At 39.2% G+C, this 16,350-nt stretch carries 14 protein-coding genes; 5 read left to right on the top strand and 9 right to left on the bottom strand.

Annotated features, from left to right (window positions below; genetic code table 11):
* Positions 1-16: 16 nt before the first annotated feature.
* Positions 17-922, bottom strand: coding sequence for a DUF808 domain-containing protein (locus H5117_RS11605; protein WP_182693858.1), 906 nt, complete (start codon positions 920-922; stop codon positions 17-19).
* A gap of 145 nt (positions 923-1,067) precedes the next feature.
* On the opposite strand from H5117_RS11605, the gene H5117_RS11610 reads away from it, so the two are divergent.
* From H5117_RS11610 to H5117_RS11630, 5 genes are all read left to right on the top strand, one after another.
* Positions 1,068-1,349, top strand: a complete 282-nt coding sequence (locus H5117_RS11610; RefSeq protein ID WP_182737949.1) for an MliC family protein — start codon at positions 1,068-1,070, stop codon at positions 1,347-1,349.
* Positions 1,350-1,415: 66 nt separating this feature from the next.
* A complete protein-coding gene (locus tag H5117_RS11615; protein ID WP_182737961.1) occupies positions 1,416-3,446 on the top strand; it encodes a methyl-accepting chemotaxis protein in 2,031 nt (676 codons plus the stop codon).
* A 71-nt stretch (positions 3,447-3,517) separates the two neighbouring features.
* Entirely contained in the window at positions 3,518-4,984 is a 1,467-nt protein-coding gene (gene ubiD / locus H5117_RS11620; RefSeq protein WP_002960958.1) for a 4-hydroxy-3-polyprenylbenzoate decarboxylase, read from the top strand.
* A 109-nt stretch (positions 4,985-5,093) separates the two neighbouring features.
* Positions 5,094-5,807, top strand: a complete 714-nt coding sequence (gene fre / locus H5117_RS11625) for an NAD(P)H-flavin reductase (RefSeq protein WP_182694198.1) — start codon at positions 5,094-5,096, stop codon at positions 5,805-5,807.
* 167 nt (positions 5,808-5,974) lie between these two features.
* Complete coding sequence (locus H5117_RS11630; protein ID WP_138489806.1) at positions 5,975-6,385, top strand: CBS domain-containing protein; 411 nt, start codon at positions 5,975-5,977, stop codon at positions 6,383-6,385.
* Between the two features lie 54 nt (positions 6,386-6,439).
* Here the strand turns inward: H5117_RS11630 and add are convergent, their stop codons facing one another.
* The 8 genes from add to cyaY all read right to left on the bottom strand — a co-directional run bounded on the left by add (position 6,440) and on the right by cyaY (position 16,206).
* Positions 6,440-7,441 (bottom strand): adenosine deaminase, encoded by a 1,002-nt coding sequence (gene add, locus H5117_RS11635; protein WP_024605929.1) that lies wholly within the window; start codon positions 7,439-7,441, stop codon positions 6,440-6,442.
* Between the two features lie 127 nt (positions 7,442-7,568).
* On the bottom strand, positions 7,569-10,256 hold the full coding sequence (locus H5117_RS11640; protein ID WP_182712539.1) for a CHASE domain-containing protein: 2,688 nt from the start codon (positions 10,254-10,256) through the stop codon (positions 7,569-7,571).
* A 51-nt stretch (positions 10,257-10,307) separates the two neighbouring features.
* The gene (locus H5117_RS11645; RefSeq protein WP_182737965.1) at positions 10,308-11,417 is read right to left on the bottom strand and encodes a heme biosynthesis HemY N-terminal domain-containing protein; all 1,110 of its coding nucleotides are present in this window, start codon (positions 11,415-11,417) and stop codon (positions 10,308-10,310) included.
* Positions 11,414-13,255, bottom strand: coding sequence for a uroporphyrinogen-III synthase (locus H5117_RS11650; protein WP_182737968.1), 1,842 nt, complete (start codon positions 13,253-13,255; stop codon positions 11,414-11,416). The genes H5117_RS11645 and H5117_RS11650 overlap by 4 nt, the downstream gene beginning before the upstream one ends.
* Positions 13,256-14,194: a hydroxymethylbilane synthase gene (hemC, locus tag H5117_RS11655; RefSeq protein ID WP_138489810.1), complete on the bottom strand. Its 939-nt coding sequence runs from the start codon at positions 14,192-14,194 to the stop codon at positions 13,256-13,258.
* Positions 14,195-14,229: 35 nt separating this feature from the next.
* Positions 14,230-15,207 (bottom strand): DUF2914 domain-containing protein, encoded by a 978-nt coding sequence (locus tag H5117_RS11660; RefSeq protein ID WP_182737971.1) that lies wholly within the window; start codon positions 15,205-15,207, stop codon positions 14,230-14,232.
* Positions 15,208-15,229: 22 nt separating this feature from the next.
* Positions 15,230-15,886: an alpha/beta hydrolase gene (locus tag H5117_RS11665; protein WP_002960978.1), complete on the bottom strand. Its 657-nt coding sequence runs from the start codon at positions 15,884-15,886 to the stop codon at positions 15,230-15,232.
* A complete protein-coding gene (cyaY, locus tag H5117_RS11670) occupies positions 15,883-16,206 on the bottom strand; it encodes an iron donor protein CyaY (RefSeq protein ID WP_002960979.1) in 324 nt (107 codons plus the stop codon). The genes H5117_RS11665 and cyaY overlap by 4 nt, the downstream gene beginning before the upstream one ends.
* Between the last annotated feature and the right edge of the window lie 144 nt (positions 16,207-16,350).

A 16,350-nucleotide genomic window follows, 5' to 3' on the forward strand; every position in this document is an offset into this window, starting at 1 on the left:
GTACGCCAGCTTGGAATTATTTTTTAAATAACTTTGTATAACCTACATGTATAAGCACGACAACTAAGCCAGCAATCACGCCTAGCAAACCATCAAACAATAGAGGAGCTAATACTTCTCCTGTACCGCCAGCAACAGATTGGGCATAGTTTGTTACATCGACTTGAGTATGATGCAGTAACTCAACACCATGTACTAAAATCCCGCCACCTACTAAAAACATCGCGATGGTGCCCGCAAATGCTAAAAACTGCATCAACCTAGGCGCTGCTGCGAGTAAGCCTTTCCCAAGTAATTCTTTAAATTTATTAGCTGTTACCTTTGATTGGTTGAGTAAATAAAGCCCGGCATCATCCAGCTTTACAATACCGGCCACTAAGCCATAAACGCCAATCGTCATTATAATTGCGATAACACAAAGCACTAAAGCTTGGTTAAGTAATGTAGCGCCTGCCACAGTGCCTAAAGTAATAACAATAATTTCGGCAGAAAGAATAAAGTCGGTTCTTATTGCCCCTTTTATTTTTTGTTTTTCATACTCAACTAAATCTAATTTTTCATCTTCATCTACCACTTCATTGTGATGAGGCAAAAACTTAGCAAATACTTTTTCAGCTCCCTCAAAACATAAAAACAAACCACCCATCATTAAAAGCGGTGTTATTAACCAAGGCAGCCATACGCTTATTAATAAAGCAGCGGGTACGAGTATCGCTTTATTTAAAAATGAGCCCTTTGCCACAGCCCAAACAACCGGTAATTCACGCTCTGCAGCTACACCTGTAACCTGCTGTGCATTGAGCGCTAAGTCATCGCCTAATACACCTGCTGTTTTTTTTGTTGCTACCTTACTCATTGTCGCAATGTCATCAAGTAAAGTGGTTATATCATCTAATAACGTTAAAAGGTTAGTGCCTGCCATAAAGCTTCCGAGCTCAAAAAATATTGCTATAAACATAACTTAAAGCGCTACTTTCACCAACGGTTAATTTTGCTTTGTTATTCTTACATTAGATTAAAATTTTGCCCTGTGTTTTAACTAACGTTTAAAGAAGATGGGAGGAAAAATGAAAGTATATTTAGCATTAATCGCTATTTTACTAAGCTTAACCGCATGTAGTGATTTAAAAACCAGTACTGCTTACCAATGCGATGATAAGAGCGTAAAACTCAATATTATTAATAATTCTGAAGCCGAACTTATCTTTAACAATAAAGTGCATGTACTTAATCACGAAAAAAGTGCATCAGGGAATAAATATATAAGTGAAGAGGTACTGTTTTGGGGTAAGGGTAATGAAGCCATGTTAATCATTGCTGGTAAAAAAAGACAGTGCACCAAGGCTTAACATAAAAACAACCAATAAATTACAATAATGCTACAATAATTAAAGACCCATTATTGTGATGAAGTTATGCGTTCAATTGCGATCAAACATAAAATAATTTTAGCCTTTACAGCCATTGGCATATTGGTGCTAACAAGTAGTGTATTTTTTTATTGGTCATTAAACAAAATTAGCGTTAACAATACCCGAACCGAAAAATTAGCGGTTCCGGTACAACAGTTCAGCAAAGATTTAAGGCTATCATTACTGTCTATTACCAAATTTAACGCCTTAGCTTACAGCCAAGCAAACCTTGATTTACTTCAACAAAATAAAAAACAGGCGCAAGTTGAGCAACAACAATTTAGCGATATGCTCAATTTGTTAAGCACTCAACTAAATCAACAAATAACAATGCAAAATTTACTCACCAGTACCAACACAGGTTTCGAGCAACTGACTGAAGTAAGTGTCGCAATGTTTAGCGCTAAAGAGCGTAAGTTTGTAGCGCAAAATTCCACCATAGAATTATCAGCAACGTTTAACGAGCAACTTTACAATTTAAGTTCTAACTTACTTGATATAGAACTTTTAGAAGTGCCTGTAAAACAGCAGGCGTTACTTAATGCTATGTTTGGAACAGCGACCCGTATAGACGATTTATTGTTTAACTTAAGCAATAATATAAAAAGCATTACTCAAACTACAAGTATCAATGATTTAAATAGCCATCAGCAAGATACTCTATTTCTACTAGATAACATCCAACCTAATTTCACCTATTTAGAGCAACAAGCGCTACCTTTTAATAATGCGTTTAATGCTAAAAATCTAACGACTAAGTTTAATCAATTAAGAGAGTTACTTAACAACGATACAGGAATTTATGCCCAACAAAATAAAGTACTCAAAAGTGCTATTGCTGCGGCTCAAAATTTTGAACACTTTCAACAGCAATTTATAACAACAGAAGGTCAGCTTATTGAACTTAATAAATTGGCTGATGAGCGCTTTAATGCCTTACAAACTAATGCAAAGGCCGCCATAAATACAGGGATTAGTTCTGTAGTAATTATTACGATTGTTTTAATTATATTGATTATCGCTATCTCTATTTTTACAACTCGCGCAATGCTAAAACCGCTTAAAAAAGTAAACCGCGATTTAGCCCGAATCGCCTCAGGTGATTTATCAAAGCGAAGCCACCCACGTAGTAAGGATGAATTTGGTACTTTGCTAAATAACATAAATAAACTCAGTGAAGACCTTACTAACCTAATTGGTGCGATTAGTAGTGACGCCCACGAGCTAGACCGCAGCGCTATTAAAACCAGTGAAAAAGGTCAGCAAATGACGGTTGTTGCACAACAGCAGTTAGAGCGAAGCGCGCAGGCAACATCGCTTGCACACAATATGCTAACCAACTCACAAGCGGTTTATGAGCAAGCAGATAAAACATCAAGTGAAATAACAAACGCATCGCAATTTGCAAATGATGTAAACGAGATTGCTAATCAAAATAGTCTAAGTATAGAAACTTTATTGCAGCGTCTTGATAAAGCAGTAGGCAGCACAGAAGAGCTCGCACAGTACACTCAGCTTATTGAAGCCATTGTTGAAACAATTAGTAGCATTGCCGAGCAGACTAACTTACTTGCACTTAATGCTGCAATTGAAGCAGCGCGAGCGGGTGAAAACGGACGCGGGTTTGCTGTAGTTGCTGATGAGGTTCGATCATTAGCTGCACGTACACAAACCTCGACTAGCGAAATAAACACCATGATCCAAACATTGCAACAACACACTAAAACAACTCAAGAACACATTACTGATGGCCAACACCAAGCCAAGCAATGTGTTAAAAACAGCACTGAACTAAATAAAGCCGTAGAGCGTATTAAAAGCACATTGTTGTCTGTTAATCAGATGAGTGAGCAAATTGCTCATGCATCACATGAGCAATTGACTAACAGTGGCGACATTCAACAAATAATGGCAAAGGTGACAGAGCAAGCAACCTTGAATGCCCAAAACGCGACAACCCTAGCAAGCGAAAGTGAAGACGTAAACCAACTTGCACACTCTTTAACGAGTGCCGTAGAGCGCTTTAAGTTTTAAGTGCAAGTAATGACTTGCCTTGCATGAAATGGGTATAATACTTTAACTCTTTTGCTTAATAGCGGCCCACAATGAAATATAAAGATCTACGTGATTTTATCGATTTGCTTGAAAAAAAAGGCGAACTTAAACGTATCACCCAAGAAATCGACCCGTATCTTGAAATGACCGAAATATCTGATCGCACATTGCGTGCAAAAGGCCCTGCGTTATTATTTGAAAACCCAAAAGGCTACGATATGCCGGTGCTTACCAACTTATTTGGTACACCAAAACGCGTAGCAATGGGCATGGGCCAAACAGATGTTAGCGAGCTTCGCGAAGTGGGCAAGCTACTCGCTTTTTTAAAAGAACCTGATCCACCAAAGGGTATTAAAGAAGCTCTAGGCGCTATACCTATTTTTAAGCAAGTGCTTAATATGCCTGCAAAAGAAGTTAAAAAAGCGCCTTGTCAACAAGTAGTTTTAGAAGGTGATGATGTAGATTTAACTAAATTACCTATTCAACATTGCTGGCCAGGTGATGCAGCACCATTAATTACTTGGGGCCTTACAGTTACCAAAGGGCCTTATAAAAAGCGCCAAAATTTAGGTATTTATCGCCAGCAATTATTAGGCAAAAATAAAATAATTATGCGCTGGTTGTCACATCGTGGTGGCGCGCTTGATTTTCAAGAATGGTGTAAAGAAAACCCAGGGCAACCCTACCCTGTATCGGTAGCATTAGGTGCCGATCCTGCCACTATATTAGGTGCCGTAACGCCTGTACCTGACACTCTAAGCGAATATGCATTCGCTGGCTTATTACGTGGCAGCAGAACCGAAGTTGTAAAATCTATTTCAAATGACCTACAAGTCCCTGCCAGTGCAGAAATAGTACTTGAAGGTTACATAATGCCTGGTGAAATGGCGCCAGAAGGCCCTTATGGTGACCATACCGGTTACTATAATGAAGTCGATGACTTTCCAGTAATGACGGTCACTCATTTAACGCATCGCAAAGATCCTATTTATCACAGCACATTTACCGGCCGTCCGCCTGATGAGCCTGCTATTTTAGGTGTGGCACTTAATGAAGTGTTTGTGCCGATACTACAAAAGCAATTCCCTGAAATTGTCGACTTTTACCTTCCGCCTGAAGGGTGCTCATATCGTATGGCGATTGTAACAATGAAAAAACAATATCCAGGCCATGCTAAGCGCGTGATGATGGGAGTTTGGTCGTTCTTACGTCAGTTTATGTACACCAAATTTGTAATCGTCTGCGATGACGATGTTAACGCCCGCGATTGGGAAGATGTTATTTGGGCTATAACAACCCGAATGGATCCAGCGCGTGATACAACATTAATAGAGAACACACCTATTGATTATCTCGATTTTGCATCACCAGTCTCAGGTCTTGGTTCAAAAATGGGAATGGATGCTACCAATAAATGGCCTGGCGAAACCACCCGCGAATGGGGCGAGCCTATTGTTATGGATAAAGACACCAAAGACCGTGTAGATGATATTTGGGAAAGCCTTAATATTGTTTAAGTGTTTATATGTAAGTACATATCAGGCTATAAAATAACCCTGCAGATATGCTAGAATCGAGCTATTCGATTGCGTATCTGCTGTTACAAGCGCTGCTAAAAGGTAAAAAATGCAAACATTAAAAGCTGAAGTTGTAGCTATCAGCCCACTTACAGAATTTGTTCATAAAGTAATTTTAAAGCCACAACAACCTGTGACCTTTGAAGCTGGCCAATACATGCAACTCGTATTAGGCGAAAAAGACAAACGTGCTTTTTCTATAGCTAGTCGCCCTTCACAGTGCGATGCAATAGAACTGCATATTGGCGCCTCAGGTGCCGATTCGTATGCAATGCAATCGTTAGAGCATTTACGAAACGCCCATACCACAGGGCAGTTAGTAGACATTGAAGCTGGCTTGGGTATTTCACAGTTGCGCCTGCAATGTGAGCGCCCTATTATTTTACTCGCCGGTGGTACTGGTTTTTCATACGCAAAATCAATGGCTGATCATTTAGCTGAAATAAAATGCGAGCGCCCTGTATTGTTTTACTGGGGCGTAAAAGAAGAATCTGCTTTATATGCACATACAGAAATGCAAACATGGGCAGATAGCCATGAGAACTTTAAGTTTATTCCTGTAGTAGAAAATCCATCTGCTAATTGGCAAGGACACACTGGCTACGTACACAAAGCAGTAATGCAAGATATTGTGTCACTAGAACCATACGATATTTATATGGCAGGTCGTTTTGACATGATAGGTATTGTCCGTGATGACTTTATTACTCATGGTGCAATTCGTGAAAACATGTACGCAGATGCATTCGCATTTATCAAATAATTGAAATTTACTTTCAGTTATAAATAAAGGCACCTAATCGGTGCCTTTATTTTTATAACAATAAATATTTAATAGTTAAAACCTATCAACTCCATCAATATAAACAATTTCCTAAATCCCTATCTATAAACCATACTTTGTATAGAACATCAGCGGGAGAGACCCAAATGCTAAATACAAAAGTAAAAGATTTTATGCAACGCAAGTTGCCAAATATCACACCAGATACAGAAATGACGACAGCCATAGCAGAACTACAAAAATTTAAACTACTTGGCGCACCAGTATTTGATAAAGATAAATGCTTAGTTGGATTTATATCAGAGCAAGAGCTGTTACAACCACTTACGCAAAGCAGTTATTTTTGTGATGGGATGGTTAAAGTATCGCAGCTTATGCAAACAGAGGTAGTGACCGTCAGCGGCGATACCAACATTATTGAGCTTGCACAGCAGATGCAGCCTGGTAAACCAAAAAACTACCCTGTTGTAGAGGGCATTAAAGTAATCGGTATGATCAGCCGAGCAGATGTACTTAAAGCACTTTACGATAATTACATAAGCTGCCAAACACACTAAATTGCAGATACAAAAATGCCGCTTATATAAAGCGGCATTTTTAATGCTCTTACATTAACGTGCGCTAACGAGTGATAAAAGTTCTTTTTTATCGCCATCGCTTAAAAATGCTATTTCTAACGCATTTTTTTGGGCTTTTTCCATATCAGCTTGAGATAAGCCTGCTTTAGGTGCAGCAACGGTATATTCATACTCAATTTCAATACCTTCAACCGCAGGATCATCAGTATTAATACACGCTAAAATACCATGATCTAAAAACTGTTTAAGTGGGTGCTTAGTTAAATCGTTTACTGTACTGGTTTGAATATTACTTGTTAAGCATGACTCAATACCAATACGGTTATCGCGTAAATAATCCATTAGTTTTGGATCTTCAATTGCTTTAACGCCATGCCCTATTCTGCTCGCACCCAACTCATTAATTGCTTGCCAAATACTTGGAGCGCCAAGTGCTTCTCCAGCATGGACAGTCGAAGCTAAATACGCATTTCGTACTTGTTTAAAGTGCTCTACAAACAACTCACCCGGGAAGCCAATTTCGTCACCGGCTAAATCAACAGCGACTAAATCATTTTTAAATGCGAGTAATGCATCAAGCTCTTTTTGACACGTTTTTACGCCATAAGTACGCGATAAAATACCAATCAAGTTAGCTTTTATATTTGCGCCCTTTGTTGCTGATTTAATACCATCAACAACTGCCTCTACAACGCCTTCTGGATGTAAACCTTGGCTTTGTGCCATGTAGTAAGGGCTAAATCGAAGCTCCACATAATCAAGACCTTGTGCTTGTGCATCTTCAATGTTTTCAATTGCGATACGTCTACACGCATCGTAGTCGCCAAGCACAGTAACTCCCCAATCTAACTTTTGTAAAAAAGCCATGAGGTTTGGTTCAGGATCAATAACTTGAACATGAGGGATTAATGCTTCAACGTTATCTGCAGGTAGCTCTATATTAAACTGTCGACCAAGTTCTAATATGGTTTGCGCACGTACATTACCGTCTAAATGGCGGTGAATATCTAGCAAAGGTAATTTTCTATTGATCATAATAGCAACCCAGTTTAGTTAAATTTGCGCGCATGATACGCAGATATAGTTATTTTTCAAGTCTATATGATTTGCGGTAAGTTTTAGCGGTCATATGTCTGCTTTTTGTGCAAAAAAATGATACAGCTTATTTTCCTGATAAGTGATGCCAAAGAGTTTTAAAAAGCGTATTTGCATCAATAGGTTTGGTAATATAACCATTCATTCCACAGGCTAGTGCCTTTTTAACGTCCTCGTCATGGGCGTTCGCCGATAGCCCTATTATGGGTAAATCAATTAACTCTAAATCACGGCGAATTACTTTTGTTGCTTTGAGTCCATCCATTTTTGGCATTTGAATATCCATAAGAACAATGTCGTAGCTATTTTCGGCTAGCTTTTCTATGGCCTCAAAACCATCGTTAGCAATGTCGGCAATACAGCCTTTCGTTTTTAAAATAGCATTAGCAACATGCTGATTAAGTGGATTATCTTCTACTAAAAGTAATTTATAGCCTGTAAATGATAATGTACTTACGTCTATTTCGTTGTATTGCTGCTGAATTTGCTCTGCCTTTGGTAAAGGCGATATTAGCGGCAAACTAAATGTAAATGTAGAGCCTTTACCTTCATAACTAACTAAATCAATTGCACCACCCATTAACTCAACCAGTTTTTTGCAAATACTTAATCCTAAGCCTGTACCACCATATTGGCGTGAGGTTGAGCTATCAGCTTGTGCAAACGGTTTAAACAATTGTTTTTGTGCTTCGCTACTAATACCAATACCCGTATCGTTAATACTAAAATAAGTCATTTTTTTCGATTGCCAAATTTTCAGAGTGATTTCACCTTCCCCTGTAAATTTAACCGCATTATTGAGCAGGTTCAGCAGCACTTGTTTTAAGCGGATTGGATCGGTATTAATGACCAAATTTGATGTTTTATCAAAATCGAGACTTAACTTTATTGATTTAATATCAGCCTCAAATTGAAGTAAATTAAGCATTTCATCAGCTAAACTCGCTACATTAATAGGCTCTTGCATTAAGTCTAGCTTGCCTGCTTCCATTTTTGAAAAGTCGAGCACATCGTTTAATACCCTCAGTAAAACACCAAGTGCCCCATCTGCTTGCTCTATGTAACTTCTAGCTTGTTGCCAATCGTTTTGCTGGAGCGCTAAATAATGCAGCCCTTTTATACCGTTAATAGGGGTGCGGACTTCGTGGCTCATGTTTGCTAAAAACTGCCCCTTTATATGACTCGCTTCATCTGCTTTTTGTTTTTCTTTGCGTAGTGTATGTGTTTGCTTGGCCACTTGTTCGCGAATTTGTATGTTTGTACCAGTAACTGAAATCAAAAATGTAATCAGTAACCACACAAACAACATACCTACTATTTGTGCAAGCCAATATACTAACCAAGACGTTCTAACTATTGGCTCATATAACTCAACCTGCCACATGCGTTTGCCAATTAACAATTGATATTCTTTAAATAGCGCTTGCGAATTAGCGGTATCTGCAATATAAATTGCCTGCTTTTTCCCTGATACCGTTGTATCAAAAAAACTAGCTGAAATTGAGTTGTTGTGATCAAATAATAGTGTTTGCGATAAGCGTTTCAGACTGACTATCGCTGCCACAAAGCCTTGAAAATCATCTTCGGTAGAGGACTCTCTAAAAACAGGATATAAAAAAAGCACACCGTGTTCGGCTGTATTTTGGACCAAGTTAATTGGCTCACTTAGTGCAAGTTCATTAAGCTCTTTCGCTTTGCTAAGCGCTGCACCTCTTACTTTACTAGAAGCTAAATCAAACCCTAAAACATCTTCATTACCTTTTAAGGGATATACGTACTTTACTGGAAAGTAATTACTACGCGTACCTGCTGGTTGCCAAGCTCCATCTAGTGACTTTTCTTTTATATATAGAGGTTTGCCTGTGGCTGGATTTTCATGTGTTTCAAAATCTGCGAGTTTATTTGCTGGTATATAAGGTATCCATTCAAAAGCCAGAATTTCTTGGCTGTAGCCCAACTGCTTTGAAGTAAATTGTTTAAACTCTTTAAAATCCACGTCACTACTACTAGCAAAATATGTAGCTAATAAGCCTAAATGAGCAGTAATACCATCGAGCTTTTGGCTTATAGCATTTTGCACAGAAAGTATTTTGGCTTCTTGCTTTTGAATATCTTTTTCTTTTTTAACACTAGCAGCGCCATAAAAACTAACGCTGATCAGTATGTAAATTAATAGCGAGGGTAAAATTACCAGCATACGGTGGCGTACTTGTGTGTAATTAAAAGCGGCGAGTACTAAAGGTGTAAATATAAGTACGCCAATACTGTCGCCAATCCACCATGCTATAAAGTTATCAAAAATAGCATTGGTCGGAATCACATTATTCAATGCTAATAAACTTGTTCCTACACCTGCAGCAATAACACAACATATTGGCCCCGCTACTATTAAGCTTTGAACACTGTGTTTTAAAGAAGATAAATCCAACGGCGCTTTTATAACATTCACTATAATTTGTCGGCCAATCCAAGCCTGTAAAACAGAGGCTAAAGTAATGCCTATAGCTTGTAAAAGCACAATAAAATGAAAAATATCTACGGTGCGTTCAAGATGAATTAAGTTAGTACAAAAAGCCCCAATAATAAGGCCAATAAATGACTTACGTCCCCAAATTAAAAAGCTCGCTAAAGCAATTCCTGAGGGCGGCCAGGAGGCGACCGCATAGCCATCTACAGAAAGAAGTGAGTTGCTAAAGTATCCTGTAAAGAAGTAAGCACAAGCCAAGCTAAGGGTTAATATTAAAAACTTTCTCAAAGCTTGTGCTCCTGAACTACAAAAAATGCTAAGTAGTTATAGTGTAGTCATTTATTGATATAAAACGAGCGCCTTTTCTGCCTGTGCACTATTTTTATAACTCAACACAGCTTGTTCAGAGAACTGTTTTTTATTTTCACTATTCAGTGCTTTATCAAATATTCTAGCTGCTAAGTCATAATCACCCTTAGCATTAGCAAGGCAAGCTAGCGCAAGTAATAGTGAATTATTTGAATCATCCTTCTTAAGCCGTTCTTGAATGCTTATTTGCAACTTAGCTGCATCGGCTGCTGTTGCTTTACTTAATATATTGGCAAGCTCTAAGTGTTGCTCATTGTGCTTAACCATTTTAATTAAGTCACTTTCAATAACAGCCAATTGACCTGCTTGCGCCATTTGCATTAAATATGCGGTGTGGGCATGAGCTTGCAGCTTTTTAGGCAGCTGTTTATATTTTTCACTCAGCTTGTCTGCATCTAACGCACTAAAATAAGCACTAAATAACTGCGTCCACTGTGCATCAGTAAGTGCTTTTTTGCGCAGTAAACGCGGCAAAAAGTCTTCCAGCGCACTAAAGTGTTGTTGCTGTACTAATATTTCTGCATAAAGTTTTAACTCAAGTGCGGTGGCTTTTTTAGCTTCTGCGCTAATACGCATTTGTGATTCAATTGCGCCACTATCGCCACTTGCCAACCATAGCTTTGCTACTTTTAATTGATGCTCTGGGCTTATTTCAAATAAACGCTCAAGTGCTTTATCTGTTTGATTATTAGCAAGCGCTGCTTTTGCAAGTAATGCTAAGCGAATATCTTCAAACTTATCTGGTACGCTATTACCCGATAAAGCCTGTTCTACGTGCTCGTAATCATCATTAATAGCACTCCAAAGAGCCTGCTCAATAGCTGCTTGTTTGCGCTCTTGGCTACGTGCAAAAAAGCCATGCTTAGTATTATGATAAATCGATAATAAATAACGAATTAACTTATATGTTAAATATAAAACAACAGCGGTAATGACTGCCATTATACAAAACGATACTATCGTGCCTTCTATCGTCGTATTGTTAAATGAAATAAGTACATAACCTTTTTCATCTAGAACGAATGGAGTAACCGCTAGTACAACAACAATAGCTACAATTAAAATAATTAGCCCTATCATTGCGCCCACTCCTTAACCTTTTGTGTACTGTTTAAGGTTACTTTTGGATTAAAGTTAAGCTGCTCTTTTTCAAGTTTAGACAACGCTTTAAGTACCGTTTTAGTTGTATCATCGTCTTGCTTAAAGTACTCACCAACTAAACGTTTTGCTTCACTTAAGGCGCTAAAGAAAATACTCGCCTGCTTACTCATAAGTGCATCTTGTGCCTGAGTTATATTAAGCTTGATTCGTTGATTTATTAAATGGCGCTCTCGATCCGTAAGTAATGGCTCAATGGAAACACCCTCGTGCTGACGAATAGTAATAAAGCTATCCACAATTTTATTCCAGCTATTACTCAAGTTTTGCTGCCAATCACTCACATCACCACTTAAAGCATTTTCATCTATTGTAGCTGCTTCTTCTGGTAAATTAACTGCATTAAAAACTAAGTCGTCAATACTGCTTAGTACACTGTTTAGCTGTAAATAAATAGCCTCTGTTGCAACAGGTTTAAGGCTATCAAGTGTTTGTATATCTTGCATAATCGCTTGGCGAACTTCAACTGTTCCTGGATGCTCACTAAGTAATCCATCTAAGCGCTTTAAAACAGCACTAGTGCCTTGGTAGTCTTTTTCAGCCCATAGTTTAAACTCAGCCATACGCTGTAAGCTGGTTACTTCTTGCGGGTTTAACGATGAGCCTTGTTGCTGCGCCTTTTGCAAAGCCGCTTTTAGTTCTTGCTGATTTTGAACTGCACTTTCATTTAGGGCTGCGGCAACTTTTTCTTCACTATTAAACAGCGCTTGTTGCAAATTAGATTGCGCCGATTTAAGTGCTTGCAGCTCCTGGGTGAGTAACTTATTTTGCTCGCTTAACTCATTAACGGCTAAGTTTTGCGCCTTACCAGCATTTAATTTTTGATAAAACTCGTATCCAACACCAGAGGCCACAATTAACGAAATAAGAAGCGCAAGTACTGCAACCTTACTTATTTTTTGTTTACTTTTGTCTGCCGTATTTTTTGTAGCTGTAGGCTCTTGCTTAGTTGATTTAGCAGAGGTCGTGTTAGCTATTGTTGGTGTGGCTTTTTCTACCGTTACTGGCTTTGACTGTTCGCTCATGTTGCTACCTTGCTGATTTATGCAGGTAAACATAGCATTATCGCTAGCCCCTGCTGCAATGTGTATATTAGCCGAACTTACCTGTTGCAGCTTTAAATAAGCGGCTATACGCTCGCTGGCAACATAAAATCGGCACTGTTGTAACCATTGTAGTTGGTGTGCAGTAAGGCTTTTAAATATAGCATCAACTGCTGCATTACTTGTTATGACTATACCGTGTACATTCTGGCTTTTCCAGTGGTCTGTCCAGTTAGAGGTGATACTCTCTGTCGGTTCACGTTTGTACACAACACAATTATTTAAAAAAGCACCGCGCTCTTTGAGCGTTTTAGCTAACTCAGGGCGGCCACCTTGGCCCTTAACTAATACTATATTACAGCCACCCACCTCGGCGAGTGATTTAAGCGCAAGTAACCCTTCTGAATCATACTGCTTTGGTACTGCTGCGCGCACACCAAATTGCTCATATATAACATCGGCTGTTTGTTGTCCAACCGCATAAAACTGCGCTTTGGTATTTATATCTGGTTTTAATTGCGAAAGTGCACTGACTGCATCTTGCGAGATAAATATTATTTTATCTGCATTTAATAGCGGACTAAGCTCAGTGCTGGAGGGTGTTAAATGCGTTATTTTTAATACCGGAAATAAAGACGCCTGATAACCCGCTTGCTCAAGTTGCTGTGCAAGGGCTGCGCCTTTTCCTTCGGGCCGAGTTATCAGAATATGTGTCATTTATGCGTCTCTATAAACTTCAGCTAATATTTTGTCTGCACCTTGAGCTAGTAATTTTTTAGCAAGCTCAATACCTAGTTTTTCTGCGTCATTTACATGGCCTGTTACTTCGTCACGTAAAATTTCGCTGCCATCAACAGCACCAACTAAACCACGTAAATGCACTTGTTCGCCATCAACCAATGCATAAGCACCAATAGGAACTTGGCAACCACCTTCTAAATAGCGATTCATCGAACGCTCTGCGTTTACGCGAATACGTGTTTGTGTATGCTCAAGTGGTGCAAGTAATGCTTTGGTTACTTCATCATCAATACGACATTCAATACCTACAGCGCCTTGACCATTTGCTGGTAATGACACTTCTGGCTCAATGTAGTCAGCAATACGCGACTCCATTTCTAAACGAATAAGCCCTGCAGCCGCTAAAATAATAGCATCATATTGGCCGTCATCTAATTTACCTAAACGCGTATTTACATTGCCGCGTAAATCACGAATATCTAAATCAGGGCGAAGTGCCTTAATTTGGCACTGGCGGCGCAGGCTCGAAGTACCAACAATAGCGCCTTGTGGTAGGGCACTTAAATTTGCAAAATTGTTTGATACAAACGCATCGCGTGGATCCTCACGCTCACAAATAGTATGCAGTGCTAGCCCTTGAGGAAACTCTACTGGCACATCTTTCATAGAATGTACGGCAATGTCAGCTCGGCCATCTAGCATGGCTTGCTCTAGCTCTTTAACAAATAAGCCTTTACCGCCAATTTTAGCCAATGGCGTATCTAAAATTATATCCCCTTGCGTCGACATTGGGACTAATTCTACGCGCACATCTGCATGAAAACGCTCAAGCTCTGCTTTTACAAATTCGGCCTGCCAAAGTGCTAGAGCGCTTTTGCGCGTTGCGATGCGTACTAATTTTGTTTTTTCTGTCATAGGGGTATCCAATTAATTACTGCGTTTAGCCAGTTTTAGTCAGCTAAAATTCTAAATTCTTTTTGGGCAATTAAATTACCTTGCTCATCAACTACATCAACACGCCAATGACCTGTTTGTGTGTTCATTATATTTTTTGTTGAGTACGTTCTGTAACGAGGCGAAGTAACATTAAGTGTAATTTCAGCCATCGTTTCACCTTCAAACGACCAAACATGCTTAACTTGCTGGCCTTGAAGGTTTTTAATCTCGCTAAAAAACGATAACCCTTCCTCAAACTGGCTTAACCTAATATCAGCAGCAAACACATTAGTAGGCTCACGCTTACTTACTTTACGAGTAAGTACCGCGCGACTAATTTTACCCGTGTCTATTTGCGCCCCCAATGCCACACTTGCCACATGTGCTGTAGAGGAAAAACCTTCAGTGCCACTCAATGCGCCATCATCACTTTCTAACTCTAAAAGTAAGTCACTTTGACTTGCAGGCTCAGTTACGTTTTGGGCTTCTGCGGTTTCTTCTTGCACATCATTATCAAGGTTTGAGTTTAACTCTGTATTAATACTTTCGCTTTGATCAGTAACAATATCGTTGTTAGCCAACAAAGCCGGGGGATTATTTACAAGGTCTACTTCGGCAGGTGTATTACTTGAAATGCTTAGTTGAGTCTCATTTTGCTCAGCTAACAAAGGTTCAATACTCGCTTGAGTTACCTCTGCAGACTCAGCTGGGGTATTGTTTACTGATGATTGAGGCTCAACATCCATTACCTCATCGCTTGTTTGGTTTTCAGCGTTACTGCTGAAACTTAAGAATTGTTCCTGCTCATTTGGGTGCTCACCTTGCTCTGCATTAACAGAGGTGGTTAAGCCATAAACAACTGCTGCAGAGGTCATTAATACCAACATAGCAATACTCACAATACGACGCCAATTCCACTCGTAGCTTACCGTTGGTACGCTCTGTTGTAATTCGCGTTTAACATTTGCTTTTATAACTATTTTTTGACTCATATTGACCTCAGCGGTTCCAAAATTAGCTTAAACGAGCAATTAACCATTGGCGAATAGCTTGCAATTCTTCTGCGCAAACTTGATGAGCCATTGGATATTCTTGCCAGCTTACATCCATGTTATGTGCTGTTAATACTTCAAACGCATTTCTACCCGCACTGTGCGGTACAACGTTATCTTGGCTACCATGAGCCATAAATACGTTTAAATCAGTATGTTTTGCTTCATCAGCAAATTTGTGTGGCACACACATATAAGTAGAAAGCGCCATAACACCCCCAAGCTTTTGCTCAAAGCGCGGCGCTAAATGCAAAGACACAACACCACCTTGAGAAAAACCAGCTAAAATTATTTTATTAGCAGGAATGCCATTAGCAATTTCTTTATTAATTAACTCTTCTACCTTTGCAGCAGAATCTCTTACGCCTTGTTCATCGGCACGCTTATCTAATTCTATAGACTTAATATCGTACCAAGAGCGCATTTCCATGCCACCATTTATGGTGACCGGTTGCACTGGCGCATGCGGAAAAATAAACCGTATACCAAGCTCGCTTGGTAAATTTAGCTGTGGGGCTACTGGCGCAAAACCATCCCCAGAGTCACCTAAACCATGTAACCAAATAACCGTTGCTTTGTGTTCACTTTGGGCTGCATATTCTACAAATTCTAAACTCATAGTGATGATTGCCACTTAACTTCTTGGCCTGCTTGGCGAGTTGAGGCTTCATTTATAAACGCCCAAAATTCAGCGCCAGAGCGGTTATCAATCCATAACCCATCACGCATTTCAAAATGATGTCCGTTAAACTTAGTCGCAACCCATACTTGATGAAGAGGTGCTTGCTTATTGATCACTATTTTACTTTTATCAGGAAAAATAATTTCTAAAATACCTTGTGCCGATTCATAATCTAAATCAGCTTCGCAATCATCAACCTGCTCTTCAATAGTGAACATAAGAGCTTCGGCTAATTGGTGATATTCGTGTTCAGTCATTGTTATTTCCTTTGCAGGCGAGCCGCCTAATATTGGGTACGTTTTAGCTTTAAATTAGCTTTAAAAATGTGCAGCTAGTGTAACAGGAATAAAATCATCCGCGAATAGCTGCATTTTTTAGATATTCTGTTACTCTGCGATTAT

The sequence above is a fragment of the Pseudoalteromonas sp. SG45-1 genome (assembly GCF_014164135.1).
Taxonomy (GTDB): Bacteria; Pseudomonadota; Gammaproteobacteria; order Enterobacterales; family Alteromonadaceae; genus Pseudoalteromonas; species Pseudoalteromonas distincta.